The sequence below is a fragment of the uncultured Marinobacter sp. genome (assembly GCF_947488835.1).
Classification (GTDB): Bacteria; Pseudomonadota; Gammaproteobacteria; order Pseudomonadales; family Oleiphilaceae; genus Marinobacter.
Genome location: NZ_CANLBK010000001.1, coordinates 1,459,138 through 1,484,668, shown reverse-complemented (window position 1 = coordinate 1,484,668; position 25,531 = coordinate 1,459,138). Strand labels below are relative to the sequence as shown.

General features: G+C 53.4%; 25 protein-coding genes. 7 read left to right on the top strand and 18 right to left on the bottom strand.

Annotated elements, in window-relative coordinates; all coding sequences use genetic code 11:
• Positions 1-131: 131 nt before the first annotated feature.
• Positions 132-2,072, top strand: coding sequence for a methyl-accepting chemotaxis protein (locus Q0824_RS06830; protein ID WP_298448737.1), 1,941 nt, complete (start codon positions 132-134; stop codon positions 2,070-2,072).
• Positions 2,073-2,100: 28 nt separating this feature from the next.
• On the opposite strand, the gene Q0824_RS06825 is transcribed toward Q0824_RS06830, so the two are convergent.
• On the bottom strand, positions 2,101-3,066 hold the full coding sequence (locus Q0824_RS06825; protein WP_298448735.1) for a nitronate monooxygenase family protein: 966 nt from the start codon (positions 3,064-3,066) through the stop codon (positions 2,101-2,103).
• A 127-nt stretch (positions 3,067-3,193) separates the two neighbouring features.
• Here Q0824_RS06825 and Q0824_RS06820 point away from each other — a divergent pair, with 127 nt between their 5' ends.
• From Q0824_RS06820 to Q0824_RS06810, 3 genes are all read left to right on the top strand, one after another.
• The gene (locus tag Q0824_RS06820; protein WP_298448733.1) at positions 3,194-3,925 is read left to right on the top strand and encodes a thioredoxin domain-containing protein; all 732 of its coding nucleotides are present in this window, start codon (positions 3,194-3,196) and stop codon (positions 3,923-3,925) included.
• A 139-nt stretch (positions 3,926-4,064) separates the two neighbouring features.
• Positions 4,065-5,081 (top strand): rhodanese-related sulfurtransferase, encoded by a 1,017-nt coding sequence (locus Q0824_RS06815; RefSeq protein WP_298448732.1) that lies wholly within the window; start codon positions 4,065-4,067, stop codon positions 5,079-5,081.
• A gap of 41 nt (positions 5,082-5,122) precedes the next feature.
• Positions 5,123-5,872, top strand: a complete 750-nt coding sequence (locus Q0824_RS06810; RefSeq protein ID WP_298448730.1) for a DUF481 domain-containing protein — start codon at positions 5,123-5,125, stop codon at positions 5,870-5,872.
• A 16-nt stretch (positions 5,873-5,888) separates the two neighbouring features.
• Here the strand turns inward: Q0824_RS06810 and Q0824_RS06805 are convergent, their stop codons facing one another.
• From Q0824_RS06805 to Q0824_RS06785, 5 genes are all read right to left on the bottom strand, one after another.
• Positions 5,889-6,836 (bottom strand): DUF523 and DUF1722 domain-containing protein, encoded by a 948-nt coding sequence (locus Q0824_RS06805; RefSeq protein ID WP_298448728.1) that lies wholly within the window; start codon positions 6,834-6,836, stop codon positions 5,889-5,891.
• A complete protein-coding gene (locus tag Q0824_RS06800) occupies positions 6,833-9,070 on the bottom strand; it encodes a glycosyltransferase (protein ID WP_298449553.1) in 2,238 nt (745 codons plus the stop codon). The genes Q0824_RS06805 and Q0824_RS06800 overlap by 4 nt, the downstream gene beginning before the upstream one ends.
• Positions 9,067-10,125: a lysylphosphatidylglycerol synthase transmembrane domain-containing protein gene (locus Q0824_RS06795; RefSeq protein ID WP_298448726.1), complete on the bottom strand. Its 1,059-nt coding sequence runs from the start codon at positions 10,123-10,125 to the stop codon at positions 9,067-9,069. Before Q0824_RS06795 ends, Q0824_RS06800 begins: the two co-directional genes overlap by 4 nt.
• Positions 10,126-10,164: 39 nt before the next feature.
• Positions 10,165-11,187 (bottom strand): DUF6160 family protein, encoded by a 1,023-nt coding sequence (locus Q0824_RS06790; RefSeq protein ID WP_298448725.1) that lies wholly within the window; start codon positions 11,185-11,187, stop codon positions 10,165-10,167.
• A gap of 298 nt (positions 11,188-11,485) precedes the next feature.
• Positions 11,486-12,148, bottom strand: coding sequence for a GntR family transcriptional regulator (locus Q0824_RS06785; RefSeq protein WP_298448723.1), 663 nt, complete (start codon positions 12,146-12,148; stop codon positions 11,486-11,488).
• A 197-nt stretch (positions 12,149-12,345) separates the two neighbouring features.
• Between Q0824_RS06785 and gloA the strand changes: the two genes are divergently transcribed.
• Positions 12,346-12,894 (top strand): lactoylglutathione lyase, encoded by a 549-nt coding sequence (gloA, locus tag Q0824_RS06780; protein WP_298448722.1) that lies wholly within the window; start codon positions 12,346-12,348, stop codon positions 12,892-12,894.
• Here the strand turns inward: gloA and Q0824_RS06775 are convergent, their stop codons facing one another.
• The 9 genes from Q0824_RS06775 to Q0824_RS06735 form a co-directional block, all read right to left on the bottom strand.
• The gene (locus Q0824_RS06775) at positions 12,895-13,851 is read right to left on the bottom strand and encodes a DMT family transporter (RefSeq protein WP_298448721.1); all 957 of its coding nucleotides are present in this window, start codon (positions 13,849-13,851) and stop codon (positions 12,895-12,897) included.
• On the bottom strand, positions 13,848-14,501 hold the full coding sequence (locus tag Q0824_RS06770) for a lactate utilization protein (RefSeq protein WP_298448720.1): 654 nt from the start codon (positions 14,499-14,501) through the stop codon (positions 13,848-13,850). The genes Q0824_RS06775 and Q0824_RS06770 overlap by 4 nt, the downstream gene beginning before the upstream one ends.
• Positions 14,498-15,937: a LutB/LldF family L-lactate oxidation iron-sulfur protein gene (locus Q0824_RS06765; RefSeq protein ID WP_298448718.1), complete on the bottom strand. Its 1,440-nt coding sequence runs from the start codon at positions 15,935-15,937 to the stop codon at positions 14,498-14,500. The genes Q0824_RS06770 and Q0824_RS06765 overlap by 4 nt, the downstream gene beginning before the upstream one ends.
• Positions 15,934-16,713 (bottom strand): (Fe-S)-binding protein, encoded by a 780-nt coding sequence (locus Q0824_RS06760; RefSeq protein WP_298448716.1) that lies wholly within the window; start codon positions 16,711-16,713, stop codon positions 15,934-15,936. The genes Q0824_RS06765 and Q0824_RS06760 overlap by 4 nt, the downstream gene beginning before the upstream one ends.
• A gap of 157 nt (positions 16,714-16,870) precedes the next feature.
• Positions 16,871-17,140, bottom strand: a complete 270-nt coding sequence (locus tag Q0824_RS06755; RefSeq protein WP_298448714.1) for a ComEA family DNA-binding protein — start codon at positions 17,138-17,140, stop codon at positions 16,871-16,873.
• Between the two features lie 493 nt (positions 17,141-17,633).
• Positions 17,634-17,777, bottom strand: coding sequence for a DUF3096 domain-containing protein (locus Q0824_RS06750; RefSeq protein ID WP_100638438.1), 144 nt, complete (start codon positions 17,775-17,777; stop codon positions 17,634-17,636).
• 15 nt (positions 17,778-17,792) lie between these two features.
• Complete coding sequence (locus Q0824_RS06745; RefSeq protein ID WP_200202722.1) at positions 17,793-17,996, bottom strand: DUF3185 family protein; 204 nt, start codon at positions 17,994-17,996, stop codon at positions 17,793-17,795.
• A gap of 151 nt (positions 17,997-18,147) precedes the next feature.
• Positions 18,148-18,993: a DUF72 domain-containing protein gene (locus tag Q0824_RS06740; protein ID WP_298448713.1), complete on the bottom strand. Its 846-nt coding sequence runs from the start codon at positions 18,991-18,993 to the stop codon at positions 18,148-18,150.
• Positions 18,994-19,030: 37 nt separating this feature from the next.
• Complete coding sequence (locus Q0824_RS06735) at positions 19,031-20,158, bottom strand: hypothetical protein (protein WP_298448711.1); 1,128 nt, start codon at positions 20,156-20,158, stop codon at positions 19,031-19,033.
• Between the two features lie 131 nt (positions 20,159-20,289).
• Between Q0824_RS06735 and Q0824_RS06730 the strand changes: the two genes are divergently transcribed.
• Entirely contained in the window at positions 20,290-22,152 is a 1,863-nt protein-coding gene (locus Q0824_RS06730; protein WP_298448709.1) for a Na/Pi symporter, read from the top strand.
• 116 nt (positions 22,153-22,268) lie between these two features.
• A complete protein-coding gene (locus Q0824_RS06725) occupies positions 22,269-22,967 on the top strand; it encodes a DUF3592 domain-containing protein (RefSeq protein ID WP_298448707.1) in 699 nt (232 codons plus the stop codon).
• A gap of 275 nt (positions 22,968-23,242) precedes the next feature.
• On the opposite strand, the gene Q0824_RS06720 is transcribed toward Q0824_RS06725, so the two are convergent.
• From Q0824_RS06720 to Q0824_RS06710, 3 genes are all read right to left on the bottom strand, one after another.
• On the bottom strand, positions 23,243-23,341 hold the full coding sequence (locus tag Q0824_RS06720; protein ID WP_298448705.1) for an NINE protein: 99 nt from the start codon (positions 23,339-23,341) through the stop codon (positions 23,243-23,245).
• A 114-nt stretch (positions 23,342-23,455) separates the two neighbouring features.
• Complete coding sequence (locus tag Q0824_RS06715) at positions 23,456-24,334, bottom strand: hypothetical protein (protein WP_298448703.1); 879 nt, start codon at positions 24,332-24,334, stop codon at positions 23,456-23,458.
• Between the two features lie 217 nt (positions 24,335-24,551).
• Complete coding sequence (locus tag Q0824_RS06710) at positions 24,552-25,508, bottom strand: hypothetical protein (protein ID WP_298448701.1); 957 nt, start codon at positions 25,506-25,508, stop codon at positions 24,552-24,554.
• Positions 25,509-25,531 lie beyond the last annotated feature (23 nt).

The following is a 25,531-nucleotide window of genomic DNA, read 5'->3' as shown; positions in this document are numbered from 1 at the left end:
TCTCCAACAAATCCCTGCATAAAGAAGTCCCCCTTTGTCGTCGGCTTTGCTACAACTGTTATAAAGAAGCATCTAAATGACAAAAATAAAGATACCCCGCTCGCCGGAGTAGCATGTTGAGGGATTGGTGTATGGCCTCTCGTTTCTTGAAAAATTTGTTCACCAGCAGGCTGTTTCGGCCAGTGTTTATTGTTCTGGTGGTGGCTGGACTGGCACAGGTTTTTATCAGTCAGTGGTTGATCACAAATCAGGTTGAGCGCTTGATAGACACCGCCGGCTCCGCACTTGAAACCAGCAGCGATCAGCTCAGTGAATCCTTTGAAGCTACCCGCGACGATGTTCGCCTGCGCTTGCAAGCCATGCGCGAAGAAAGTGTAAGGGAGCTGTCTGAAGAACTAACCCTCCAGCAGAGCCAGCAGCAGGAACGCGTGGCGGAGAATGTCCGCAATGCTGTTATGGCAGAGGCGCAAGGGCTGGCAGATGTACTGGCGGCGGTTGCTGCACCACTGATCTGGGACAGGGATATTCCACGGTTGACCGAGCTCGTGGAACTGGCAGACGCCCGGGAGTCTGTGCTCTTCGCTATCTATTTTGACCAGTACGGTAAACGCATGACCCGCTACGTTGATCGTACCGATGAACGGGTGCTCGCTCTGATGGAACAAGGTGACGGGGGCGGTGCGGCCAATCGGGTGTTGGACGCTGCAAGCCGTGATCCGAATGTTGTCATTATAACGGCAGACATCAAACCAAAAGGTTCGGCGATTGGGCAGCTGAAAATCGGGTTGGCATTGGATGGTATTAATCGCGACCTTGCGTCTTTAAAAGCAGAGTTCAGTGCTGCCCTTGCCAGCAGCATTGATGCCTCAAGGAAAACCCTTGAGGCTGAAACCGATCAGGTTAACCAGAGGCTTCAGCAGCAACTGACAGATATTGGGGCCGGCGCGCAATCCCACATCAGCAAGACAGTTGATGCCCTTCGCCGCGAAGCAGCAGGCTTGTCGTCGAGCCTGACACTGGTTGCAGTCAGCTCCATGGTCATTCTTCTGATTCTGGTGGCAGCGGTGCTTGGAGGGAGCGTGTTGCCCAGGGTTCTGCGCCTGAATTCCGCCATCCGCGGCATTGCCGATGGGGAGGCAGACCTGACTCGCCGGGTGAACCTGAAAGGCAATGATGAGCTGACGGAGATGGCTCGAGGTGTTAACCAGTTTATTGCGCGCATTCAGGAGTTGGTTACCGATGTTAAAAATTCGGCGGAGGTCGCTGTCGGAAAAGCTCGGGCACAGGGTGAGGTCAGCCGGGATGCGGTTGCAGCAGTCAGTACACAGCAGCAGGAAGTTGTGGACGTTTCTGAAACCATGGCGGCCATGTCCCACAGCATTGAAGGCGTTGCGCAGAATATTCAGGAGGTGGCCGGCGCAGTACGAAGTGTTAGCGCTGAAAGTGATGCAACAGCGGCTATCTCCCGGGATGTCCTTAAGCGCCTCGACGATGTCGTGCTCAATGTACAGCGGGCCGTGGAAGCCGTCAGTACACTGGATAAGCAAAGCACACAAATCACGTCGGTTTTGTCGGTAATAGGCGCTATTGCGGAGCAGACCAACTTGCTGGCACTTAACGCGGCGATAGAAGCAGCCAGAGCGGGTGAGTCGGGCCGCGGGTTTGCTGTTGTTGCCGATGAGGTGCGAACTCTGGCAAGCCGAACTCAATCATCCACTACCGAAATTGAAGCCATCATTGCGCAACTGCAACAGGGCAGCAAACAGGCTGTATCGGTGATTGGTAAAGTATCAGAGCAGGTTGTGGAATCCTCTGCGGAGTTTCGCCGTGCCGATGAGCATTTTGACCAGATCAATCAGCTACTCAGTAGCTTGCAGGAACAGGCATTGAGCATTGCATCTGTGGCAGGGCAAGAGGGTCAGCAGGCACAAAGAGTGAGTGTGAGTGTGGAAGGTATTGCGCATACAGCTGAGGTAACTGTGGAGGCGATCCAGCGTTCCGATACGGCCAGTCTTGAAATCAGCGAACTACTGGTGGCCCTTCAGAGCAATGCATCCCAGTTCCGTGTTTAACGGAACCGGGGGCATTTTCAATGATGCATCAGGTGCAAAGCCGCGCACGCGCGTTTTGATATTCCTGCTTCAACCTTGAAACCAGAGCCTCAACGCTGACCACATCGTTAATTTGACTGACCCCCTGGCCTGCGGACCAAACGGTTTTCCAGGCTTTGGCCTCGTCGTCCATTGGTTTCAGCTTTTCGCCATAATTGATCTCACCCGCCTGATTCAATTGTTTCATATCGAATCCCGCTGCTTCCAGGCTCTGCCTCATGAAACTGGCGGGCACGCCAGACACGGCAGGAGTATGAATGATGTCGCTGGATTCAGACTCGATAATCATGGTGCGATAGGCATCATCCGCATTGGATTCAGTGGTGTTAATAAAGCGCGTTCCCATGTAGGAAAGGTCTGCTCCAAGTGCTTGAGCGGCCAATATGTCCTCACCGTGGGAGAGCCCGCCGGCCAGCAAAATAGTGCCATCAAATACTTCGCGGATTTCGTGAACCAGAACAAATGGGTTGATCGTGCCTGCATGCCCACCGGCACCGGCAGATACTGCAATAACTCCGTCCACCCCCGCCTCGGCGGCTTTGCGGGCGTGCTTCTGGTTTGTTACATCGTGGAAGACCACTCCGCCATAACTATGCACGGCTTCAACTACTTGGCTGGCGGCGCCTAGCGACGTAATAATGATGGGCACCTGGTGCTTTACGCAAAGTTCCAGATCGGCCTGCCAGCGAGGGTTGGAGCGATGTACGATCAGGTTGACAGCGTAAGGCGCTATGTTGGCTTCCGGGTTGGCATCTTTCAGTTTGCCGAGGCCATCTGTCATCTGAACCAGCCACTCTTCAAAGCCTTCGCTTGTGCGTTGATTCAGAGCGGGGAAACTCCCAACAATGCCCTCGCGACAGCACGCAAGTGCCAGTTCAGGGCCGGATATGAGAAACATGGGGGCGGCAATGAGTGGCAGGCTTAAAGAATCCGCACTAAAGGCTGGAAGTGACATGAGATCTCCTTAATTTATATTGGAACTTATGTAGGATATAGAGGATCTTAGCCTGCCTGAGTGATTGTGGGAATGTTCGCCTGCTAACAATTGTCAGGTTACCTCTGCAAAATAAAAGGAGTTAAACATGGGTGAAGCAAAACGTCGTAAAGAAACCGGTGCACCACCGCCCCGGCAAACCCAGTCGAATAAGCCGCTGGTTATTGTGGTGAGTGTGTTGGCTCTGGCTGCGATTGTTACTGGTGCCTTTTTCCTGACAGCCGCCCCGACGCCAAATTCAGATGAGTTGCCTGTTGCTGCGCCTAACGCGGAAGCCTTCCCGGCGGAGTTGGATCAGTATGGTGTTTCTGTCGGTGCGGACGACGCTCCGGTGGTTGTGCGTGAGTTTGCGGATTATCAGTGCCCGGCCTGCGGCCTGTTTGCGCCAGCCAGTAAGCGTTTGAAGCAGGAATATGTGGAGGCAGGGAAAGTCCGTTTTGTGTATTTCGACTTGCCTTTACAGCAGCACCAGAACGCATTTCCAGCGGCCCAGGCTGCCCGCTGCGCCGGCGATCAGGGCGCATACTGGGAGATGCATGAACGCCTTTATGATTCACAAAGCGAATGGAGTGGCTCCAACGACCCGGTGGCCACCTTTGCGCGTTATGGTAAGGATCTTGGGCTTGAAGAGCGCCGTTTGCGCCGCTGCATGACAACTGAATTGCACCGGGAAGTGATCGAAGCGAGCCGTCGCGCAGCCATGCAGCTGCAAGTGACCAGTACGCCCACCGTACTGGTGGATAACATTCGCCTGACTCGCCCGGGTTGGGGCCAGCTTTCTGCGATTGTTGAGCGGGAGCTCGCCAACGCTGAAAAGTAACTGCCTGATGCTGGCTTCGGCCAACCCTGACTTGAACAAAAGCCTGAGTGGGTTAGAATCTTCGCCCTCTCTGGCTTGAACCTTCCAGATAAATACATTGATGCTCCGGATTTACGATCCGGCCTGCAGGAGACTCCCCATGAGCAACAACGTTGTTGTGTGCGCGCTCTATAAGTTCGCCGTTCTGAATGATTACAAAACCCTTCGCCACCCACTGCTGGATATCATGCAAGCTAACGGTGTGCATGGCACTCTGTTGCTGGCCCGTGAAGGTATTAATGGCACCATCGCCGGAAGCCGGAGTGGGATTGATGCTGTGCAAGCCTGGCTGAACACAGATGAGCGCTTTGACGGTGTTGATTACAAAGAGTCCTACGTAGATATTCAGCCCTTCAAACGTACCAAAGTGAAACTCAAAAAAGAGATTGTCACCATGGGCGTTGATGGCATCGACCCGAAGCGCATTGTGGGCACCTACGTGGAGCCGGCTGAATGGAACGCGTTGATTTCAGACCCGGATGTGCTTCTTGTAGACACCCGCAACCAGTACGAAGTGGAAATTGGTACTTTCGAGCACGCCATCAATCCCGCCACGGACACCTTTCGCGAGTTCCCCGAATACGTAAAGCAAAACCTCGACCCGGCAAAGCATAAAAAAGTGGCCATGTTCTGCACCGGTGGCATTCGTTGTGAAAAGTCTACGGCTTACCTGAGAGAGCAGGGTTTTGAAGAGGTTTATCACCTTAAAGGCGGCATTTTAAAGTATCTGGAAGATGTGCCGGAAGAGCAGAGCCTCTGGAAAGGTGAATGTTTTGTATTTGACGACCGGGTGACGGTCAATCATCGTTTGGAGCGCGGCGGTTATGACCAGTGTCATGCCTGCCGTCGGCCGATTACCGAGGCTGATAAAGAGCACCCGAGCTATGCACAAGGCGTGAGCTGCCACAGGTGTATTGATTCCCTGAGTGACGAGCAGAAGGCACGCTTCGCGGAGCGAGAGCTTCAGATGCGACTTGCCGAAGCTCGGGGAGAGGCACATGTGGGTGGTGACGCCGCTCGGGTAATTGCCGAACGCAAAGCGCGCAAGAAGTCAGAACGGGAGCGCCAGGCCGAAAAAAGCTTGAAAGGTGAGCGTCCAAACGCCCCCGCTCCTTAATATTTGTTCATGCGCCTGAATTGACTATTCAAGGAGCTTTCATGAGTTTTAAGAAAACCGTTGCCGTTATTGCCATCACAGCTGCGCCACTGGCCTACGGCCAGGATGCCAAAAACTGGGAAGGCGAGGCAGAACTCGGTGTGCTTATGACTTCTGGTAATACTGAAGAAACCAACATAAACGGGCGCCTGGGGCTCGTGCATGAGGTAATAGACTGGCGCAACATTGCTGATTTCAGTTCTAACTACTCTGAATCCCAAAACGAAACCACAGGTGCCGATCAAACCACAGCCGAGAAGTATAAGGCAGCCTTGGAAACCAACTACAAGTTTGATGAAAGCCAGTATTGGTTTCTGCGCGGCACATACGAGAAAGACCGCTTTTCAGGGTATGACTTTGAATCCACGGCTACCACCGGTTATGGAAACCGTGTTTGGCAGCGAGGGGAACGCTCGTTCCTCGATCTCTCGGCCGGTGCTGGTTACCGATATAACAAGCTGGAAGTATTGAACGCCGACGGCGAAGACGTCGAGAAAGAGGCCATTGCGAGACTGGCGGCTCAATTCAACTACGCTCTCTCAGAGAATGCTCTGTTTCACCAAAAGCTGAGCACGGAAATCGGACTCGATGAGAACAACGTGATCAGCCAATCAGAAACTGCCATCAAGGCCAACCTAATCGGCAACTTGTCAATGAAGGCAGCCTATCGGTTGAAGCACGTTTCCGACGCGCCTGCGGGTGTAGAGTCCACAGATACCGAAACGGCGATCACCTTGCTATACGGTTTCTGAGGCTGGCCGGCCACAGCTACACCTTGTTTCTGAGCCCCAGCTCATCCGGGTAGGGGCTTAGGTACTGCTGTAGCTGCAGGTAATCAGCCGGTTCCCTGCGTTGCGCCATTCTCAACAATGTCATGGGCACAATGAGGGGTACCTCGCCGCGCCCATAGGCTTCAATTTGCTCTATCAGGACCTTACGGTCCTCACCTTTCATCGCATCCCTCAGATAGCCCATCAGGTGCTGCATTACGTTTGTATGTGAGCCCCTGCTTACCTGTTTTGTCATGCCCTCCATGAAGCCTTCAATGTAGCGGCTGGCAACAGACTCCAAGGCTTCTGATTTAAGGTCGCTCAGCATAGGGCCAAGTTGCCGGTAAATTTTCTCTGAGTGTGCCAGTAGTTGAAATTTGTGACGGGTATGGAACTCAATCAGCGCTTTTGCGGTGAGGTTTTCGCCGGCAACATTTTGCATCCAGTCGTCATAGGCAAATACCCGTTCAATGAAGTTTTCCCGCAGCGCGTCATCGTTCAGCCTGCCTTCTTCTTCAACCGGCATCAGCGGGTAAGCGCGCATCAGTGCCTCAGCAAACATCCCTTGCCCGTCACGTCGCATTACCTGCCCTTCCGGGTTGTGAACTTTGATGCGTGCCATGCCGCAGCTTGGGGATTTGGCCATTAGGATGTAACCGCGCAAATCGGCCAATTCGGGCATGATCCCGCTGGTGAAGTCCTGCATGGCATCGGTGTGGTCAGCAGTGCCTTTGGATTCTGTCAGGCGCATGCCTTCCGGGTATTCGCGCAGATGAATGGCGGGGCGGGGGACACCCAGGCCAGCCTCCAGTTCAGGACAAATCGGACGGAAATCAAAATGCCGTGACAGCACCTCAGTGCAATAGCGGGAATGTTTGTGGCCGCCATCGTGACGGACTTCTTTGCCCAACAGGCACGTGCTGATACCTACAGGAATGCCGCTCATGCATTTCTCCGTTTTAGTTGACGCTTCTCGCTGACTGCTAAAGTGGTAGCGTAGATCTCGCGAACATTCGAGGCAAATTGTTCAACGGAAAAGTCTTGCGAAAATGCCAGGGCGTGTGCTGAAAGTGTGTTTCTCAATTCCTCATCCTCCAGCAATTGTTTTACCTGAGCACACCATAGATCTTGCCTTTCAGGAGTTTTGAAGCCATTTATACCGTGTCGCACAACGTCGTCGATACCACTGGAGCGCACCGCAACCACAGGCAAACCGGCAGCCATAGCCTCCAGAATGACCATGCCTTGAGTTTCAGATTTGGAGGCAAACAAAAAGGCGTCACCCAAGCGATACCACGTTGCCATTTTTTCCGGCGGCACAGCACCAACCAATGTGATCTGATCTTCAAGTCCCAGTTCTTGAATTTTGTTTTGCAGTCGCTCTTTCTGATGGCCTTCGCCGATCATCAGAAAGTGAAAGGGTTTGGTCGACTCCCGGCGCAGCCTGCCGATGGCTTCGATCATGAAATCGATGTTCTTCTCGTTCGATAAACGCGACACGCTGATGAAAACCGTTTCGTTCGTAAGGTTCAGAGCCTGTCGGAGTTCTGCAATTTCCTCATCCGTTACCGCTTGAAATCGCGTGTACTCAATGCCCGTAGGTTGCACAAAGGTGGGTGTTTTCACCCCAATCATTCGCAGATATTCCTCAGTGGAATAGGTGGGTACGATAACGCCATCGCATTTGTTGGCGAAGCGTTTGATAAGCGCGTGGGATATCAGGTTGCGGAAAATAAGCCCCGGCAAGGGTACGAAGTGGGCGTAGTGCTCAAGCCGGGTGTGGTAGGTATAAATGGCCGGCACTTTAAGGCGGCGCGCCATGAACAGCCCGAGCGAGCCCAGCCAGAAAGGGTGGTGCAGGTGGATTATATCTGGATGAAAGGCGCGCACACGTTTACGGATACGACCAAGAAATATGTTGGCCAGGCGGAACTCCCGCTTCTCCCCCATGGCAAGCAATGAGGGCACTCGCAGTGCATGTTCCTCAATTTCTGGTTGATCTTTGTAACGCGGTGCGACGACCAGAAGCTTGTCGCCAAGCTCCTCCAGCCCCTTTTTTAGTCGTGCAATGGAAATGGGCACGCCGCCGATGAAGGGTAGATAGTTATTGGTGAACATGGCCACCCTTAATGGTTTGTCCAGCCAGGGCGTGGGGTCCAGGTTGTAGTCGGGGTAGTAGTCCTTACCGATGAAAATCACGGCGTAGAGTTTGATAGTGATGGCGGTAAGCACTGCCACAGTAAGGATGAAATTTAGGTAACCGGCATAGAACAGTGAATACACGAAGAACCAGAGGCTTTCGAGCTGTTTGAGTATAGGGTGCTGGCCAACTTCCAGTTTCCGGAGCGTGTGGCTGACTTCGCCCTCAGGGCTGACGCTGACACGCACGTAGTGGTAAAAACTGGTGTCGTTGTTCAGTATTAAGCCGCCGGCTCCCCCCGTGGTGACGAACAGCGTGTTGCCCAGCTGTTTTTCAGAATACAGCGATAGGTTGGAGGAGAACACGAATTTAATGTTGTGTTTTTCAACCATCTTCAGGAGTGCATCCCTAAACTCCGGCGGCTCAAGATAATCTTCGGGCTGATCGAGCAAGGCATCTTCTTCGGGCTTTAATAGCGGGTGGCCAATAAACAGGATTCGTGCCTTTGAAGTGTCTTGGCTCAGGAGGTCTTCCAGCCAACGCACCTGCCATTCCCAGGGTGTTTTTCCAGTACTGTCGAGAAAGATAAGCCGGCTGTTGCCCGCCTGAATGCTATAGAAGTGCGGGCCAAAGTGGTCGTAAAAACGGAAGCTGCCAAAGTTTTCGAATTCATGGGCGCCGAATGTGAGGAGGTAAGGAATGTCGAGATGGCTGAGACTTCCATAGAGGGCGCGATACTTGTCCTCGCCGCCGCCGCTCACTGCGTTGCCGGCAGAAACCAGAAAGTCCGTTCCCGAGGTGTTTAGCTCCGGAATAATGCGATCTTCGAAAACTCCAACAGAATTGTTGATGTTTCCCAGCACGGCAAAACTGAAGGCTTGGTCGGTTGGGACTTTGCGCTGAATCTGCTCCACCTGGGTAGTATGCACGCCCGCAAAATCTTCCAGAAATACGTTCAGGTAGGTTTTGTAACCCAAGAGCAGAATGACGGTCAGCAGGCAGAGATAGAATAGTAACTTGAGTGGGTTTCGAAACATTATCCGGATTTCCTGCGGCGTTTAATGAGTTCTTTTTGCAGCACGCCCAGGCCAATGAACATGCCGAGATAGATAGTTAGCAGGCGCCAACTCACAATAACCAGAATCAAATGGTTTCCTGAGAGAATGCCGCTGAAGAAACTTCCGAAGACACCTTCTGAAATGCCCGATGCGCCCGGGGTTGGTGAGAAATACATTATAAACGTTGTCACAACCAGTAGCCCCAGCGACATCAGATAGTCAACATCGTAACCCAGGCTATGAATCAGCAGGGCAGGGAAGCTGAAAAGGCTCAGCAGGAATACGGCAGTAAATAGAACGGAAAGCACTACAAAAAGCGGCCTACCCTGCAGGTAGTCCCCAAAGCTGTGGGAAAAGCGCAGCATCTCTCGCTTAGCCTTGAACTGCCAGTGCATATGGCGGGTGTCGGTTATGAGTTTCCAGCGATTAAGAATCCTGAGTAGCCCGCTGAGCGGCCCAATAAGCCAGCGTGTTCGGAACAGCAGAATGACGAAAAAGCCCAGATATATAAGGATGAATATTGCTAATGCCAGGCCCAGATCGCCGGTGATGCTCTGACCATTAAACGCATCCAGAGTCAGCAGAAAGACAGGCGTTAGAGAGAAAATGAAAAGCACCGCCAGCACGGTTCTGATGGTGGTTGCAGCCGTGGCTCTGCCCACCGGAACCCCATGGCGGTGCAGATACCATATCTGAGCGAAACCACCACCGGTGGCCATAGGCGTGACGTTGGAAAAGAACAAATTGATAAAAACCAGACGGAAAATAACGGGAAAGGATAAGTGGTGGCCGAGCGCACGCAGCGTGAAATGCAAACGTAAGCCATCAGAAACGAAATACACCAGCAATAGCCCAGTGAGAGCGGTGAGGGTTTGTGGTGCAATCAACCGGGTATCGAAACTGATGCTCTGCCCTGCGAACTGGTCGTACACGGCGTAAAGCCCTGCCGCCGTGAGCGCGATGAAGAGCAGGCTGAACAGTGCGAGGCGTTTTGCAGAAGCTGGATGCTGACCGTTGGTATTAATGTGTTCGTTCATGGGCTGCCCGTCAAAGATGGACGGGCAGTTTACAAGACTCTAGTGACCGTAAACCATCATGGTGGTATCTGTAATGGCGAAATCGGTGAAACTAACGCTGCCAATACTGGCCTGGCCCACTTTGAATATGGGCATGTCGATATCAGCCCGGAATTCGACGTCGTGAATCGAGAGGCCTTCTTTTCCAGTAGCGGCGCTGGTGCCTCGGGAGATTTTTGCCGTTGCGCTGGCCATTCCGAAGTGGCCCAGCGTGTCGTTGCCGCGCCGGTTATGAATTTGCAGGCCTTCAATTCTCACGGCTGCAAAGTTAAACACAAAGATTAAATCTGCAGCATCCCAGTTCAGGCTGCCGTTGGTCACTTCAAAATGGGTATCCAGCTGCAATTCGGCTCCGGATACCTGGTTGCCATTGGCCAGGGTGCGTGTTGTAGCACTATCGTTTCGGATAACCAGATCTGTAGGGCCTACGTAGCCTTGCAGCAATACATCAGAAAACAGAGTGGCAGTGCCTTCTGTGCCAGTGGTCGTAACGCTTCCTACGGCGAGCTCAAAATCTATCGCTTGAAGGTAGTCGGTCAAGCTGGTTTCGGCGCCATAGTTGGTTGCACCCAAGTGAATAACCAGATCGCCGCTATTGAACTGCTTGCCGAACTCACCGTTTACAGAATATTTCGCCAGAGCATCGGCTACATCGGGATCGCTGGTACTAAGGAGCCCGGCATTTGCCCGGCGCGCAATTTCTGAGAAACCGTGCTCAAGAACTTCACCTGTGCCAGCAATATCCACTGTTAGCTTCAGGTTATCCAATGTGCTGTCGTTGTGCCCGGAAAGCCGCATGTTGTTCACACTTAGTGTGCCCTCATCCGTCCACGACAGGCGATCAATGTTGATTTTGGTTTCCAGCTCGATGGTAATGCCTGCCTGTCCTGATACGCCCGATAGTGTGCTGTCATCCAATGGCAGAAATTCGGCCATGGCAGTAGCAGGCAGGGACAGTGCAAGCACCCAGAATGAAAGCGCTGTTGATCGCGTGATGCGGCGACAGGTGTACGGATGAATCATGATGGCCCCGGCTTCATGTTTTGTTTTTGTTAGCAGGGAGCCTTTCTCAGACTCCCGGGCCGCAGGGGACAGCGTAACCAATGCAGCGAGAATAAGGTTTTGTTACATGTTGTTACGATAAGTAGGAAACAGCGATATGTCTGTGCGCTTGGTCACAGTTGGAGGCCCCGTAAGTAGCACGAGCACATCAGAAGGCAGGCCTATTCAAAACCGTGCGGAGCCATGGATGGCGGAGCCGAGCGTACAGGGAGGTATTTACAGCGTGTTTTGAATAGGCCTGCCTTCTGATGTGCGGGCTCTAGCTGGAACTCAGGGCCCTTTGAATCATTTCTTTTTGGTGCTCCGCAAACTCCCGAATCAGAGCTTGAGCCTTCTCCACATCCCGCGCCAAAACCGCCTGCGGGAGACGTGTGAAGAACTGGCTTGTCTGGGTCAGACCGTGGCGATAGCGATCCGCACTCAGGTAATAGGCGCGGCTGACCGCAGGTTTGAAGTTAGACAGCGCCTCAGTGAGATACGCATTTCCGACCAGCTCGCAACAGGCCTCCATCACGTCAAAACTCGCCTCCACCACCGCTGTAATATCTGCTGATGGTGCCTGCATTTGTTTTACCGCCTGAGAAACGACGGCCATCACTCGATCCCGGTCGCTTTCCTGCCAACGTTCGCATAGTTTAGCTGCCAGCATCATCAGCAGGTGCATGTAAACGTCGTACAACTCAGACGCATGTTCGGCATCCAGTTTTGAGGCAGATGCGCCTTTTCTTGGCGTGATTTCCACAAGATGCCACCGCTCAAGTGTGTAAAGCGCTTCTTTTACCGAGGCGCGGCTCACTTTGAGTTCGGTGGCCAGAGTGGCCTCCTGGATACGCTTACCAGGCTGGATCTGCCCGGTCATGATGCGCTCTGCCAGATAGTTGGCGATCTGCTCTGCCAGGGTATTAGGCACCTTGAAATCCATACAGGTTCTCTGAATGCGTTTTGAAAGCTGGCAGGCCAGGAACAGGCACGGAACCAGCGGGACAGGTTGTGGGCGCAAGTTTAACATAGCTTGTGCGCCGCTTTGATCTGCGTTGCGGGATGACCACCCCTTGAAATTGCGCAGACGAGGACGCAGATATACACCCTGAATTCTCGATAGCAAATAAGGGAAGCCCCATGCCCAAGCATTTTGAACAAGCCCCCGGATTATACGAAGAGCCGGTTCCAGAAACGGAAGGCTATGTATTTAACCAAACTATGCTGCGCATTAAAGACCCTGAGCGCTCAATGGACTTCTATACCCGTGTGCTGGGAATGCGGTTGGTGCGTAAGCTTGATTTCCCGGAAATGAAGTTTACGCTCTATTTTCTCGCCTACCTTGATGACCGCCAAGCCAACTATGTGCCTGCAGACGATGGGCACCGAACCACCTACACGTTCGGGCGTGAGGCGATGCTGGAGTTGACCCACAACTGGGGAACTGAAAACGACGCTGACTTCGCCTACCACAACGGCAACGATCAGCCGCAGGGTTTTGGCCATATCGGTATCGCAGTGCCAGATGTCTACGCGGCAGCCGATCGCTTCGAGAAGTTGGGGGTTGAGTTCGTCAAGAAGCCCGACGATGGCAAGATGAAAGGCCTGGCCTTTATCAAGGATCCGGATGGCTACTGGATTGAAATTCTGCAGCCTAATATGCTGGAGAAGCAGCGCAAGGATAGCTGATCAGTTTGACGTTGCGGTGCCGCTTGCAGGAGCGGCACCGGGCTTTCCACCATAACGCGAGGCCACAACAACCGCTGCAGTGAGTATGAATGCACCCGCAATTCCCGCCGGCCCCAGAATCTCTCCCAAAATTATCCAGGCGAGCAAGGCAACGAACAGTGGTTCCAGCGTAACAATAATGCTGGAGAGCGTTGCAGGTGTGGTTTTCATGCCTGCAAAGAAGCTCACATAGCCAATGCAGGTGGGCACAATGCCTATCACGGCTACCATCAGCCAGTGCCTGATCTTTAGCTCTTCAAGCCCCTCAAACCCGCCAGTGAGCACTACCACAGGAAGCAGGATGAGCGCGGCTGTAAAAAAACAAATGAACGCCGTGGTAAAGACCGGTGTGCCGGTGGAGCTGTAGCGACTGGTCAGGGTGAAACCCGTGTAAACCAGCGCGGCCAGCAGTGCCATGAGAATACCGGCCAAGCGCAATGTGCCGCTGGTATCCATGTCGCTGAACACCAACATGGCGGTGCCCATAACGGCAGTCACCAGCGCCAGAACAGTTATCAGGCTTGGCTTTTCCCCCAGTAGCGGCGCCGCAAGCAATGCGACCAACACCGGTGGCAAGCACAGGGCGATCAATGTGGCGATACCCGCGCCGGTCAGATCCACGGCCAGCAGATAGCTGCCTTGATAGATGGCCTGGAAGAGGCCAAGCGCTGCAAGCGGCGCGAGAGATCGTAAACTTAGCTGCCGCAATGAGCTGCCTGGCGCATTGGTAGCAGCTTTCTGAAGTTGTCGTTGTTCCCTGCGCATTAGTACCCAGAAAAACGGGAGGGCAACGGCCAGCCTGAGGAAGGCCAGAGTGGTAGCTTGCAGGTCAGTCTCGGTAAACAGAAACTTTGCAACTATTCCCGTTGTCGCCCAGAGCAGGGCGGCCAGGGCGATCAGTAGAGCACCTCGAATCATTCTATAACCAGTACGATGAGTTCTTTCGGGCCGTGGACACCGTAAGCGAGAGTTTGCTCAATGTCCGCGGTTTTGGATGGCCCGGAGACTAACAAAGCGTTTGTCGGCATGCCAGATGCCCAGTTCTGTGCTTGCATAGCCTCGTGAAAGGTGGCGTAGAGCTCTGAGGCTTCCAGTACCGCAATATGGATGGGCGGAACAAGGCTCATCAGGCGAGGCTCGTCTGGAGTGGGCCACAGGATCAGTGACCCTGTTTCGGCTATGCCGCCCTGGGTGGAGGTGATGCTGGCTTCAACGTTGTTGAACAGGTGAGGCTGCCAGCTTTCGATGGGTTCGTCATAGATCAGCAGTTCTGGCAAATTATCCTGACCGGATTCACGCAGCGCGCGACCAATTTGGTGCTCTCTGGAAATCAGCAGACTGCGTGCTCCGCGCGCGGAAAGGATTTCGGAAAGCCGTGCAACCCAGGAGTCCGCCGTGCATCTATGGACTTCCCCATGGACAGATTCAATGGTTTTCTCAAATTGATCAACACGGTCAGCGACGGATGAAGATGGGCGCTGCAATACTGAAAAGTCGCACTCTGGCACGCTTAACTCGTCACCGCTTCGGTTTCGCAGGCGTTGCAAAATGCTGTCCCGGGCGCTCATTGGTCGCGCTCCTTCATTTTTTGATGGAGTGTTTTGTTCGCTAGCTTTGGCGCCGTTCGATAGTTTGTCCAGCCCCCAAGCTGCCCGGGTTGTAGCTTACGCAGGCGGGCGGCCATTGCAGTACCAAACCGGTAAATGCCCGGCCGCGCGTGCATCCAGCTCCAGCCTTTCCAGATCAGTGCTTCCAGGGTTCCACGTTTCGCCCCATGGCCTCGCACTTTGGCAGGATTAAGTTTGTCGCCATCCACAGATTCCTGGCGCAGGCGTACCAGCAAATCCGGAATCGGAATCTTAACCGGGCACACCTCGCCACAAGCACCACACAGGCTTGAGGCTGTTGGCAGGTGGCGGCCTTCATCCAGCCCGATCAGATGGGGCATCAGGATTTTGCCGATGGGACCGGGGTAGGTAGTGCCATAAGTGTGGCCACCCACGCGGGTATAGACCGGGCAGTGGTTCATACAGGCGCCGCAACGAATGCAGCGCAGGGTGTCCAGCAGCTCGTCATCCTGGTAGATGGACGAACGGCCGTTGTCGACCAACACCAGGTGAACCTCTTCCGGGCCGTCAAGTTCTTCAGGCTTGCGCGGTCCAGAGATCATATTGAAGTAGGTAGTGATGTGCTGCCCGGTGGCGGATCGGGTAAGCAGGGCCAGAAGTGGCACCACATCTTCCAGGTTGCCCACCACCTTTTCTATACCGGTAACCGCAATATGGCAGGGCGGCACCGTGGTGGTCATGCGGCCGTTGCCTTCATTCTCCACAAGGCAAAGCGTGCCAGTTTCAGCCACCGCAAAGTTCACACCCGTAACACCCACATCGGCATTCATGAATCTTTCACGTAACTGCTGGCGGGCGCTGGCGGTGAGGTATTCCACGTCGCTGGACAGATCAGTGCCGGTTTTCTCGTGCATGAGCTCAGAAATTTCACCGGTATTCTTGTGAATCGCGGGCATGATGATGTGAGACGGTGTCTCGCCGGCAAGCTGGACGATGTATTCGCCCAGATCGGATTCCAGTGCCTCAATACCGTGTTCTTCGAGGTAATGGTTCAGCTCCATTTCCTCAGACACCATGGATTTGCCTTTGATGACCGTTTTGGCATTTCTGGCCACGCAAATATTCCGCACGATCCGGCAAGCCTCATCGCCATCAATTGCCCAGTGCACCTTGATACCGTTTGCGGTGAGCTTTGCCTCAAGCTGTTCAAGCAAGTCTGGCAAATTGGCCAGTGCCCGCAGGCGGATGTTGGCGCCCAGTTCTCTTAAGGCTTCCAGATCCATGCCTTCAAAAGCGTCTTTGCGTTTGCTGATAAGCCCATCCATTGCCCTGCGGAAATTCTGGCGTAGTTTGGGATCAGCAATGGCAGCCTGGGCGCGGGGGTGAAATTCTTTTACATCAATGTGGTGTGAGTTTGCTGATGATTCAGAGCTCATGACTCGCCCCCTTTACCGGGGTTAGTGCGATCCCAGAGAAAGCTCAGGATGTGCTGGCCAGCCAGGGGTTTGCGATTCTTCTCTGCATAGCCGGCAATATTCATAAGGCAGCCGCAATCCGTTGTCACAAACTCACCGGCGCCAGTGTCGGTCAGAGTGTCTACTTTTTCGCTGACCATGGCCCCCGAAATCTCTGGGTGGCGCACGGCAAACGTGCCACCAAAGCCACAACACTCTTCCGCCCGGGTTTGTTCAACCAGGCTGACATTGTTGAGTTGACCAATGAGCCGGGGGCCAACTTCCGCAACGCCCATCTCCCTGCGAGCTGAGCAAGAAGTGTGCATTGCAACCGTGGTGGGCTCACCCACGTCTTCCAGTTTTATATGGCAAACGTTCAGAAGAAAATCCGTCAGCTCCCAGGTTCGCGCGGCAATGTCGATGGCTTTGGCTTCCTGGCGGGTGTGCTTGAACAGGCTGGGGTAATGCTTTCGCATCATTCCGCCACAGGAGCCGGAGGGCACAACGATGGGCCAGTCCTCCGGGAACAGGTCGAGCTGGGCCTTTGCAACGGCTCGAGCCTCATCATGGTAGCCAGAGGTGTAGGCCGGCTGGCCGCAACAGGTTTGGTCTTCGGGAAAGCAGACCTTGATACCTTCGCGCTCGAGCAGTTGTATCCCGGCCATACCGGCGTCGGGGTAGAACATGTCTATCAGGCAGGTCGCGTAAAAATAAACGTGGGAAGGTTTTGGCGGGTAAATCTTGATGGGATCTGCCATAGCGTGCCACTCGAGCTGGTTATCATTGTTGTCCAGCAATCATAGAGCGGCGGCCGGGGTGTTGCCAGACGACTTTTGTTTGAGCAGGAGTGGAGAAGAGAGCAGCGGTTAAAAATGGCGGCTGGAGGCCGCCGTCTGACACGATCTAGGGCAATGTTTATTTTACCGTTAACCGCTCAGCATTTTTTTCTACAGTGCGTGCGCCTATACCTTTAACGTTGGATAGCTCCTCAGGTGTTTTGAAAGGACCATTGGCATCGCGGTAAGCGACAATAGCTTCTGCTTTGCTGGCGCCAATGCCGTCGAGGTTTGCCAGAGTGGCTACGTCTGCGCTGTTGATATTAATGATTGGCTGCTCTGCATAGGCAAACCCCGTTGCCAGGCTGAACAGTAGAACGAGTGTGGCGAAAAAAGATGTGTGCTTCATGCAAGTGACTCCTGAGACTAATTGTGTGGTTATGGTTTTGAGTCAGGGTGCAATGCAGCAAAAGCAGGGGTTCTGGCGTTTTGGGTGGAGATCAAATACGAAAAAGGTGTGAAGGAATGTCTGGGAAAAGCAGTGCACGGACAAGGATTACATTCCATGTATCCCTTGCTCCGTGGCTGACCCCCGCCTGTTCCTTCAGGCTGCACTCTTCCTGAGCGCTTCATCCCTGGTCATCCTTGAAAGCCCATATCCTTCGGGCAGTTCCAATTCCTTTCGACCGTTCAACATCCCTTTGATCGCCCCAAATCCTTATGGGCGCTCCGGTTCCATGGAGCATTCATCCCTGTGCCAACGTTCCTTGCTGGCTTGTCATCCCTGACACTGCTTATTCTAGCGACAGGGTGTTTGGGGGGTACGGGAGATTGGCCCATTGGCTTGTGAGACATTTCCTACAGGCCTCGTAGGTATAAGCCATATTCGCGAAAGCGATATGCTATAGCGAGTGTCCCAGCAGTCCCAGAACGCCAAGGGTAATCAGGTAGCCTGCAACGATGTAGTTGAGCAAGCGGGGGAATACCAGAACGCCAATGCCTGCACCCAAGCTGATTAGCGGGGCAAGTTCCAGGTGAATCGTCATAACTGTCCTCAGTGATTATTTTTTGAAAAATGAAAGAAATCCGCCGGCGGCGATCAGGGCGGCACCACCAATCAGATACCACATAGTATCGTCAGTGAAACGCCCAGTAAGTGTTTCGCTTATCTGATCGCCAACTGACTGGGTTGATTGATAACCAAAAAAGAGCAGGGCGATGCCTACTACGAGTAACACAATACCTACGAGTTTCGAGCTTCCCATGTCGTGTTCCTTATTTGTGTGCGAGTTTGTCTCGTGCCGAAAGCTTGGCACCGAATGTTTTCATCGGCAACCTTGTGTTTCTGCGCGTCGTGAAAGTGAGTTGGCTCGAGTGAAGACAAGGGAGATCATGTCTCTACAATGGTTCCCAGTTTTAGAAAAGGCCCAGTTGGGGCTGCTTTTCATTGAACCTCAGGGCATCCAGCCCATCCACGCGAGCGCTTAAAAGTTCAGCCCAGATTTCCGTGAGCGCAAGGGCGTCGCCAATATCCGGCATGTGCAGGAAAAAATAGGGGCGCCGGTTTTCCTCAATCCATGTGGCTACGCGTTCAACCCAGGGTGCCAGGTAGTACCGGTTGGCTTCCAGATTCGGGTGACCGATGTAGCGGATTACAGGCTCTGCATCGCCGGGAAGTAAGTGCACCGGCACTCGGGGTTTCTTGCGTTGGGCCTCTATGGTGACTTCGTTGTCTGGAGTGGCCGCAAACAGGGCCCGGGTGTCCATGCATACGCGTGCGATATTGCGCTCTCGAAGGCCACGATTCAGGATTCTTTCAGCCTCGCCCTTGCTGAAGAAGGCGCTGTGACGAACCTCTACAGTGCATGTCAGTGGTGCTGGCAGGGCATCAATAAATTGCCATAGATTATTCAGATGCACGGGCCCAAATGCGGCAGGTAGCTGCAGCAAAAACGGACCGAGTACATCCTCCAGTGGTGCGACAATAGTCAGGAAATCCCGCATGTCCGCGTCTACGCCGGATAGCAGCCGGTCGTGGGTGATGTTGCGGGGAAATTTAAGCAGAAAGCGAAAGCTGTCTGGCACCTGGGAACGCCATTGAAGGCACTGCTCGCGGCTGGGTGTCGCGTAAAAGGTTGTGTTGCCCTCCACACAGTTAAAAATCCGGCTATACCGGCGCAGCGGGCTCGTATCTGACGGTAGCCGACTGTTCCAAGCGGAGTGTTGCCACTGAGGGCAGCCAAGAAAGTAGGGGAGTGCCATTGTCAGTGGTTCCGGGGGATAAGGCTTTAAGTTTGCCCTATAGCTTACCGTATCCCGATTGGCTATGCCGCCTGCCACTTAGCTTGGCCACCAGAAGGCTCAAGGCCCGGAACAGCGCCATCAACACCGGGGCCAACAACCATAACAGCCAGCTGCCGATGTATAGGGCAGGGATCAGTAGTAGCAACCAGCCCACAAACTGAACCGCCAGCACCGGGTACCCGAGTACATCCGCCACACCTGCCAGCAAGTCGTTTATCAGGCTGGGGTGGGTAATAACGAGGTAGCCTGCCCCGACAATCAAGGGCCACTTGGCGTATCGAGCGCTGCTTAGCACCATTTTCCCGCTGCGGGTAACCCGTGCGGCCAAAGCGGCGGAGCGAGTGCCCCGGCTTGCACTCTTTGTGGTGACGGCTGCAACACGGCCAGCCTGGAGCACTTTCACTGCACTGGCAAAGATCAGCATGTCCACCGAAGCCCAGCCAACGTCGCTGGCTGTGATCTCAGTTCCAGAGCGGTAGTTTCGCTCCAGGTCACGAATGCCGCTGGCAAAAAACTGATTCAGCCCTTCGAGCACCCTTTCGGTGCCTATCCATTGAGTCTTGCTTTGGTTATCGACAATAAACTGGCCAAGAAAATCGTGGCCTTCACTTTGAATGAAATTGATGGCGTACCAACCCCGCTCCGCCGGCGAGAGGTCTTTGCGGTCGCTGGGTGGCTGGTTGTCAGGTTCGGATGCCTCCGGGGCGCCGGTAAAGAAACGCTTGGCAGTCTGGTAATGACGAGACGCCTTGTTCATCCATTCAATGGTGCTAACGGGCTGGCTCACAAAGAGTTGGATGGGTGGCAGAATGTCTTCGCCATAGCGCCTCAGAATATCCCGGAACTCCGGCTCGGCAGCGTAAAGCGGAAACAACTCCCGGGCCATTTCGGGGTAGCGAATGAAGGCAGCCTGGGCCTTTAATAGCAGGAGAGGGTCATCGGCCATATCCAACAGTATTGCCTGTATTTCAACCGGCTCCTTCTCAATGCTGGAGAAATTGCCAAGCACGTCGGCGGCCTGAATGTTGATCAACTTCTGCTCAATGGGCACTGGCTGGGAGAAGGTGGTGAATACAGTCGCCATAAGAAGAGCCAATGCAAAAATCAGGAGGAGCTTTTTCAAAGAATCTCTCTCGTGTTCCGGATGTTTATACCTACCAGTCTAGCGTGAACTCACAGAGTTGGATTTGCTACTTATCTGCTATCGTAATCAGAATGCTACCGCGTTGATGCCAACTTCCGGATTTAGTGCAAATGACTAGAATGAAATCGTTTGTATTGCCGACACTTGCACTGGTGATATTGTCGACCAGTTTTTGGTACAGCTCTGGCTGGCTGCAGCTTTGTGCAGGCTTGGCGCTGTTTTTGTTTGGTATGCAATGCCTTGAAGAAGGCTTGAAAGAACTCGCCGGCGGCCGGTTGGAGCAGTTATTGGAGCGCAGTACGGCTACACCCTTCAAAGGCTTGATGTTCGGTGTGGGCGGCACGATGATTCTGCAATCTACCACCTTGATGTCCCTCTTGACCATTGCGTTCATAAGTACCGGGCTGATCCATCTGGCGGGCGGTATCTCCATTCTTCTGGGTATTAATCTGGGAACCAGCGGAGGCATCTGGCTGCTGGCCGCGGCGGGCCAGAATTTCAGCCTGAGCCCTCTGGCGTTGCCGTTGTTGGTGTTTGGGGTGCTTGCCGGCTTCAGCTCCGCGAAAGGCAAGGCATTTGGCCGCATTGTGTTGGGCATTGCGTTTATCTTTCTGGGTATCGACCAGATTAAGAACGGGTTCAGCGAGTTTGGTGGTGCTATTGATTTTGCCGGCTCCGTGGACAGCAGCTTTCTGGTTCAGCTTAGTTTTGTTGCGATTGGCCTTCTGTTAACAGCCGTTTTGCAGTCCAGTCACGCTACTTTGATGCTGGTTCTGGCTGCTTTGGCCGGGGGGCAGATCGAGCTGTGGCAGGGCATTGCCATCGCAATTGGTGGCAATATTGGCAGTAGTGTTACCACTGCCATTGTGGGCTGGCTGGGCGGCAACCGCAGTGGTCAGCGGCTTGCCTTGGTACATGCCTTGTTCAACATCCTCACAGGTGTGGTTACCTTTCTGCTTTTATCGCCACTTACCTGGCTATCCCAAATACTGATGGCCGTGTTTGGCGCCGGAGAAAACACGCTCTTGCAACTGGCCATGTTCCAGACTCTGTTCAACGTAATTGGTGTGTTGCTGTTCTGGCCTTGGCAAAAACAGCTGGAACGCGGATTGCGCAGGGTATTGCCGGATAGGGCAGAGCCAGCCGTTTTGATTACAGATGCGACGACCGGGCCACGTAACCCTGTGGAACAACGGGAGCTGCCAGAAAGCCACGCACGCTACCTGAATGAGGCGGCGCTGGCCTCTGTTGATACGGCCTCCCGAGCGGTAGTCCAGGAATTGCAGCACCTTGGGCGGCTTAGCCTTGAGGTCATCTGCCATGCGCTGTATCAGCCTGTAGAGCAATTGATCTCCCGTGAAGTGGATGAGGCGCGCTTGAATGCGAGGCCGGATGAGTCTGAGGGGCTTGATACCGAGGACCTTTATCGGCGCCATATCAAAGTGGTCTATTCCGATCTGCTGGGCTTTATGAGCCGCCTGGACACCACGAAAGAAGAGGAACACCAGCAGTTCTGGATGACCTGCCAGATGACAGCTCTACAACTGGTGGATGCAGTGAAAGATGCAAAAGCCCTGCAGAAAAACCTTGGCCGATATCTGCGCGACGAACGCTCACTTGCTCACGAACACTACATGGAGCTGCGCCGGCATCTGTTATGGGTGTTACGGCAAGTGCGTGAGGTGAGCAGGCTGGAGGTGCCGGATGAAGTCTGGCGCCATCGCTTGGATTGGGTGGATAGCGAAGCGGCAAAGTTTGATGCTGGCTTTCGCCACCGAATTTTCACAGATGTGCGCAAAGGCCAGCTCAATAACCTGCAAGCCAGTTCGCTCATGCACGACCTTGGCTATTCCGTTCGCATAACGCAAAGCTTCCGGAATGTGCTGCAGTTGGGGCTGGCGGATGGAGATGAACTGCTGCGGGAAGTGCGCAGGCTGGGCAGTGATGACGATTTGCCGCTGATCAGGATGTGAGCGGCTATCGTGCAGGATTTTGCAGTAATTTGAGGGTATAATCCTGCGCGCAGTTTGAGCGCCCCAAGGTAGGGGCGCTGCACACCAAAACTCAACGCTTAAAAAGGAAGATATCGTTGAAGACTCTGAATGTAATCAAATACGTTTTTGCCATTGTTGGTGCCGCCATGCTGGTGGGCGCCTTTGCTTTGTACACCAACACCACATCATTTCTGGAACGTTCCGAAACCGCTCAGGGCACCGTCGTTGAGCTGATACGCTCGCGTTCCAGTGACTCCACCAGTTATTTCCCTGTTGTTCAATTCAGGGCCGCCGGCGGTCGCGAAATTGAGTTCCAGTCCAACTCGGGTTCTAACCCGCCTTCATACAACCGGGGCGAACAGGTAACCGTATTTTATGAGCCTGCCAATCCGGAAGACGCCATGATCGACGGCTTCTTCTCGCTTTGGGGCGGGGCAGTGATTGCTGGTGTTTTAGGCTCTGTGTTCGGACTTATCGGTGGCGGAATGATGGCTTATGGCGTGATGAAAGGGCGCTCAAAAGCCTACCTTCAGCAAAATGGCGTTGAAATTCACGCCTCGTTTCAAGGGGTAGAGCAAAACACCAGCCTGACCGTAAACGGTCGTAACCCTTTCAGGCTTGTATGTCAGTGGCAGCACCCGCAGACCCGCGAGCTTCATGTTTTTCGTAGCGATAATCTGTGGTTTGATCCGACCGACCACGTTAGCCAGGATAAAGTTCCTGTGTTGGTGGATGAGGGGAATTTGAAGAGGTATTGGGTGGATACTTCGTTTTTGCCTAAGCTGGCGGGTTAGGTAAAGCATTTACATCAGCTGACTGATTTCCGCTCCCTCCGGAACGAGAGAGGGCGTTTGTGGCTCGCGCCCCTTGAGCATATTTGCCAAGCGGCGCTCGCGTACTTTGTGCGTGGAGGGGGTAAGCTTCAGCACTTTTAGTAGTACCGGATCACCTTCTTGTAGCTCCAAAGCCCAAGACGAAGATCCTGGCCGCGTGCATCTTTGACGAAACCGGTGTCTTTTCCGAGTAAGTGCAGAAAAGCGTCAAGCAAAACCATCGCGCCATCGATGAACTACCAGATGCCAAGGCCCCCAGTCGTGAGGCCTTTGGCGATACCGGATTTCCATTTGCCGAGGTAGAAGCGGTCAATGCCGAAGATTCCGAGGAACATAGCGAGAACCAGAGTTATCAGGCGGTTCTTTTGTTTGGGTTGGTTGGTGTCTGGCGTGGGTATGCTTTCCTCCTTGAAAACTGGTTTTATACGATTGATTGAAGGCTGTTGATGTTAAATTCCGAACTTGGGGAGGTAAAAAAGAATCGGGGTATCTACTAACAATGACTCAGAAAGAGCTTCGGCTTCCGATATAATTCCATTATCTAAAGTTTCCTTATAATCCTCGATTGCCAATTTCACTTCCGAGCTGCCTTTTTGGCGATGCAATGCAATTAATACTGCGAGACCTTCGACCGGCCGGGCTTCCGGATATCGGAACATGCCGTCCGGGCCGTCAAGCAGGATCAAACCGTAGTTATAGAGCGCGTTGAAGTAATCAGTTTTCCCCATATAATCAACCCACTTGTTCGCCTCCTGGAATCTTCCGTCTTCTTTTAGCTCCACTGAAAGCTTCCAGATCGCCTTGGGAAAGCCGTTCTCCGCCGAGGCGCGCAGCCATTTGAGTACGTCTTCGCGGCGGCCTTTGTCGGTCCAATAAAAGCCCCGACCAAGTTCGCCCAGCATGATAGCCATCCAGTATTGCGCAAAGGCATCACCAGTTTTGGCTGCCCGTTCAACCCATTCGAAGTCCTTTTCAGGCTTGCCTGCTGCCGCATAGGCCGCTCCAACGGCCATCATGGCACCGGTGTCACCTGTTTTCGCTTGGGGGAGTGCCGTTTCTATCGCACGTTCGAGCCATCGCTCTCGGTCGTAATCACAGTGTCGAAGCGTTCCACACAGCTTGCTTTGTTTAGCCAGTCGCAGCATGGCATAAACCTCGCCCCCTTCTGCTGCCTGGCGATAGAATTCTTCGGCTTCTTCCGTAATGAAGGTGTAACGCCGGCGAAGTATCTCCCCTACTTGATACGCTGCTCCCGCGTGACCCAGTTTTGCCGCTTTCTCTAATGGTGTAATAGCTACAGCGCTATAACGTTGCTGATAGAGTGTCATTCCTTCTTGGAACAACGCTTCGGCCTGTCCGTTTCTAGTCTTTGCCCCAATGGAAAACGACAACGAGAGAAGTATCAGTGCTATACAGACTCTGTGACTGGGGCGCTTGTACATTATTTATGCTTGCTCCCATAGGTGAAAGCTGAGCTTTTTACGGCAGCGTTAAACTGGACTCTCTGTAAACGGCCATCGTTCAATCAGCACATAGTATCTGGCGTTATATTCCGAACTTGGGAAGATAATGCAGAATCGGAGTATCGACCAGCAATTCTCTGGACAACACCTCTGCTTCAGTCACTACCTCAGTGGTCAAACTAGGCAGTCGCTTATCAATGCTTCTCTGAACTGCAGCGCTTCCGGTTTGACGGTGCAAGGCCATGAGCACTGCCAACCCTTCTACAGGCTTGGCGGCTGGGTATTTAAACATTCCTTTTGGACCTTCCAGCAGAATTAAGCCGTAATTGTATAAAGCGTCGAAATAATCCGTCTGTCCCAAGCGATCGACCCAGCCATTCGCTTGATCAAATCGTCCATCTTCTTTGTACTCAACTGCCAACTTGAACATCGCCTTGGGGAACCCATGCTCTGCCGAGGCTTTGAGCCACTTGAGCATATCAGCTCGGCGGCCAGCTTCTGTCCAGTAAAAACCCATATCCTGCTCTTCAAGCAAGATCGCCACCCAGTATTGAGAAAACGCGTGACCGCCTTCGGCTGCTCGCTGAATCCAGCCCCAAGCTTTTTTCTTATCACCAGCCACCCGATAAACAGAATAGGCTTCCTTCATTGCTTCAAGATCACCAGCTTCAGCCTTGGGAAGGACCGAATTCAGCGCACGCTGCAACCACTCTTGGCGGCCATAATCGCAATTCCGAAGCGTTCCACAGAAGTTGCCTTTCTGAGCGAGCCTCAGCATGGCATAGACATCCTCGCCTTCCGCCGCTTGGCGATAGAATGCTTCAGCCTCTTCTGTGATGTAGGTGTGGTTCCGGCGAAGTATATTACCGGCATAGTAAGCGGCCTTCGCATGCCCTAGTTGCGCAGCTTCCTTGAACTTAGTAAAGGCGTTTGGGCTGTATTGCTGTTGGTAGAGTGTGTATCCATCCTGAAATAATACTTCAGCAACGTCACCACTTGTTTCTGCACGGGCGAAAAGCGTCGTAGCGACAAGAAGCAACCCTAGAGTGGCGCCAGAAAAAA

What these genes read in the sequence shown, in the direction of transcription:
- Q0824_RS06825 (WP_298448735.1), bottom strand. Translation starts at nt 3,066, where the DNA reads ATGTCACTTCCAGCCTTTAGTGCGGATTCTTTAAGCCTGCCACTCATT.
- Q0824_RS06770 (WP_298448720.1), bottom strand. Translation starts at nt 14,501, where the DNA reads ATGAGCGCCCGGGACAGCATTTTGCAACGCCTGCGAAACCGAAGCGGT.
- Q0824_RS06785 (WP_298448723.1), bottom strand. Translation starts at nt 12,148, where the DNA reads ATGGATTTCAAGGTGCCTAATACCCTGGCAGAGCAGATCGCCAACTAT.
- Q0824_RS06720 (WP_298448705.1), bottom strand. Translation starts at nt 23,341, where the DNA reads ATGTTCCTCGGAATCTTCGGCATTGACCGCTTCTACCTCGGCAAATGG.
- Q0824_RS06715 (WP_298448703.1), bottom strand. Translation starts at nt 24,334, where the DNA reads ATGACACTCTATCAGCAACGTTATAGCGCTGTAGCTATTACACCATTA.
- Q0824_RS06740 (WP_298448713.1), bottom strand. Translation starts at nt 18,993, where the DNA reads ATGGCACTCCCCTACTTTCTTGGCTGCCCTCAGTGGCAACACTCCGCT.
- Q0824_RS06815 (WP_298448732.1), top strand. Translation starts at nt 4,065, where the DNA reads ATGAGCAACAACGTTGTTGTGTGCGCGCTCTATAAGTTCGCCGTTCTG.
- Q0824_RS06830 (WP_298448737.1), top strand. Translation starts at nt 132, where the DNA reads ATGGCCTCTCGTTTCTTGAAAAATTTGTTCACCAGCAGGCTGTTTCGG.
- Q0824_RS06795 (WP_298448726.1), bottom strand. Translation starts at nt 10,125, where the DNA reads ATGAACGAACACATTAATACCAACGGTCAGCATCCAGCTTCTGCAAAA.
- Q0824_RS06810 (WP_298448730.1), top strand. Translation starts at nt 5,123, where the DNA reads ATGAGTTTTAAGAAAACCGTTGCCGTTATTGCCATCACAGCTGCGCCA.
- Q0824_RS06750 (WP_100638438.1), bottom strand. Translation starts at nt 17,777, where the DNA reads ATGACGATTCACCTGGAACTTGCCCCGCTAATCAGCTTGGGTGCAGGC.
- Q0824_RS06805 (WP_298448728.1), bottom strand. Translation starts at nt 6,836, where the DNA reads ATGAGCGGCATTCCTGTAGGTATCAGCACGTGCCTGTTGGGCAAAGAA.
- Q0824_RS06745 (WP_200202722.1), bottom strand. Translation starts at nt 17,996, where the DNA reads ATGGGAAGCTCGAAACTCGTAGGTATTGTGTTACTCGTAGTAGGCATC.
- gloA (WP_298448722.1), top strand. Translation starts at nt 12,346, where the DNA reads ATGCCCAAGCATTTTGAACAAGCCCCCGGATTATACGAAGAGCCGGTT.
- Q0824_RS06820 (WP_298448733.1), top strand. Translation starts at nt 3,194, where the DNA reads ATGGGTGAAGCAAAACGTCGTAAAGAAACCGGTGCACCACCGCCCCGG.
- Q0824_RS06765 (WP_298448718.1), bottom strand. Translation starts at nt 15,937, where the DNA reads ATGAGCTCTGAATCATCAGCAAACTCACACCACATTGATGTAAAAGAA.
- Q0824_RS06760 (WP_298448716.1), bottom strand. Translation starts at nt 16,713, where the DNA reads ATGGCAGATCCCATCAAGATTTACCCGCCAAAACCTTCCCACGTTTAT.
- Q0824_RS06755 (WP_298448714.1), bottom strand. Translation starts at nt 17,140, where the DNA reads ATGAAGCACACATCTTTTTTCGCCACACTCGTTCTACTGTTCAGCCTG.
- Q0824_RS06775 (WP_298448721.1), bottom strand. Translation starts at nt 13,851, where the DNA reads ATGATTCGAGGTGCTCTACTGATCGCCCTGGCCGCCCTGCTCTGGGCG.
- Q0824_RS06730 (WP_298448709.1), top strand. Translation starts at nt 20,290, where the DNA reads ATGACTAGAATGAAATCGTTTGTATTGCCGACACTTGCACTGGTGATA.
- Q0824_RS06790 (WP_298448725.1), bottom strand. Translation starts at nt 11,187, where the DNA reads ATGATTCATCCGTACACCTGTCGCCGCATCACGCGATCAACAGCGCTT.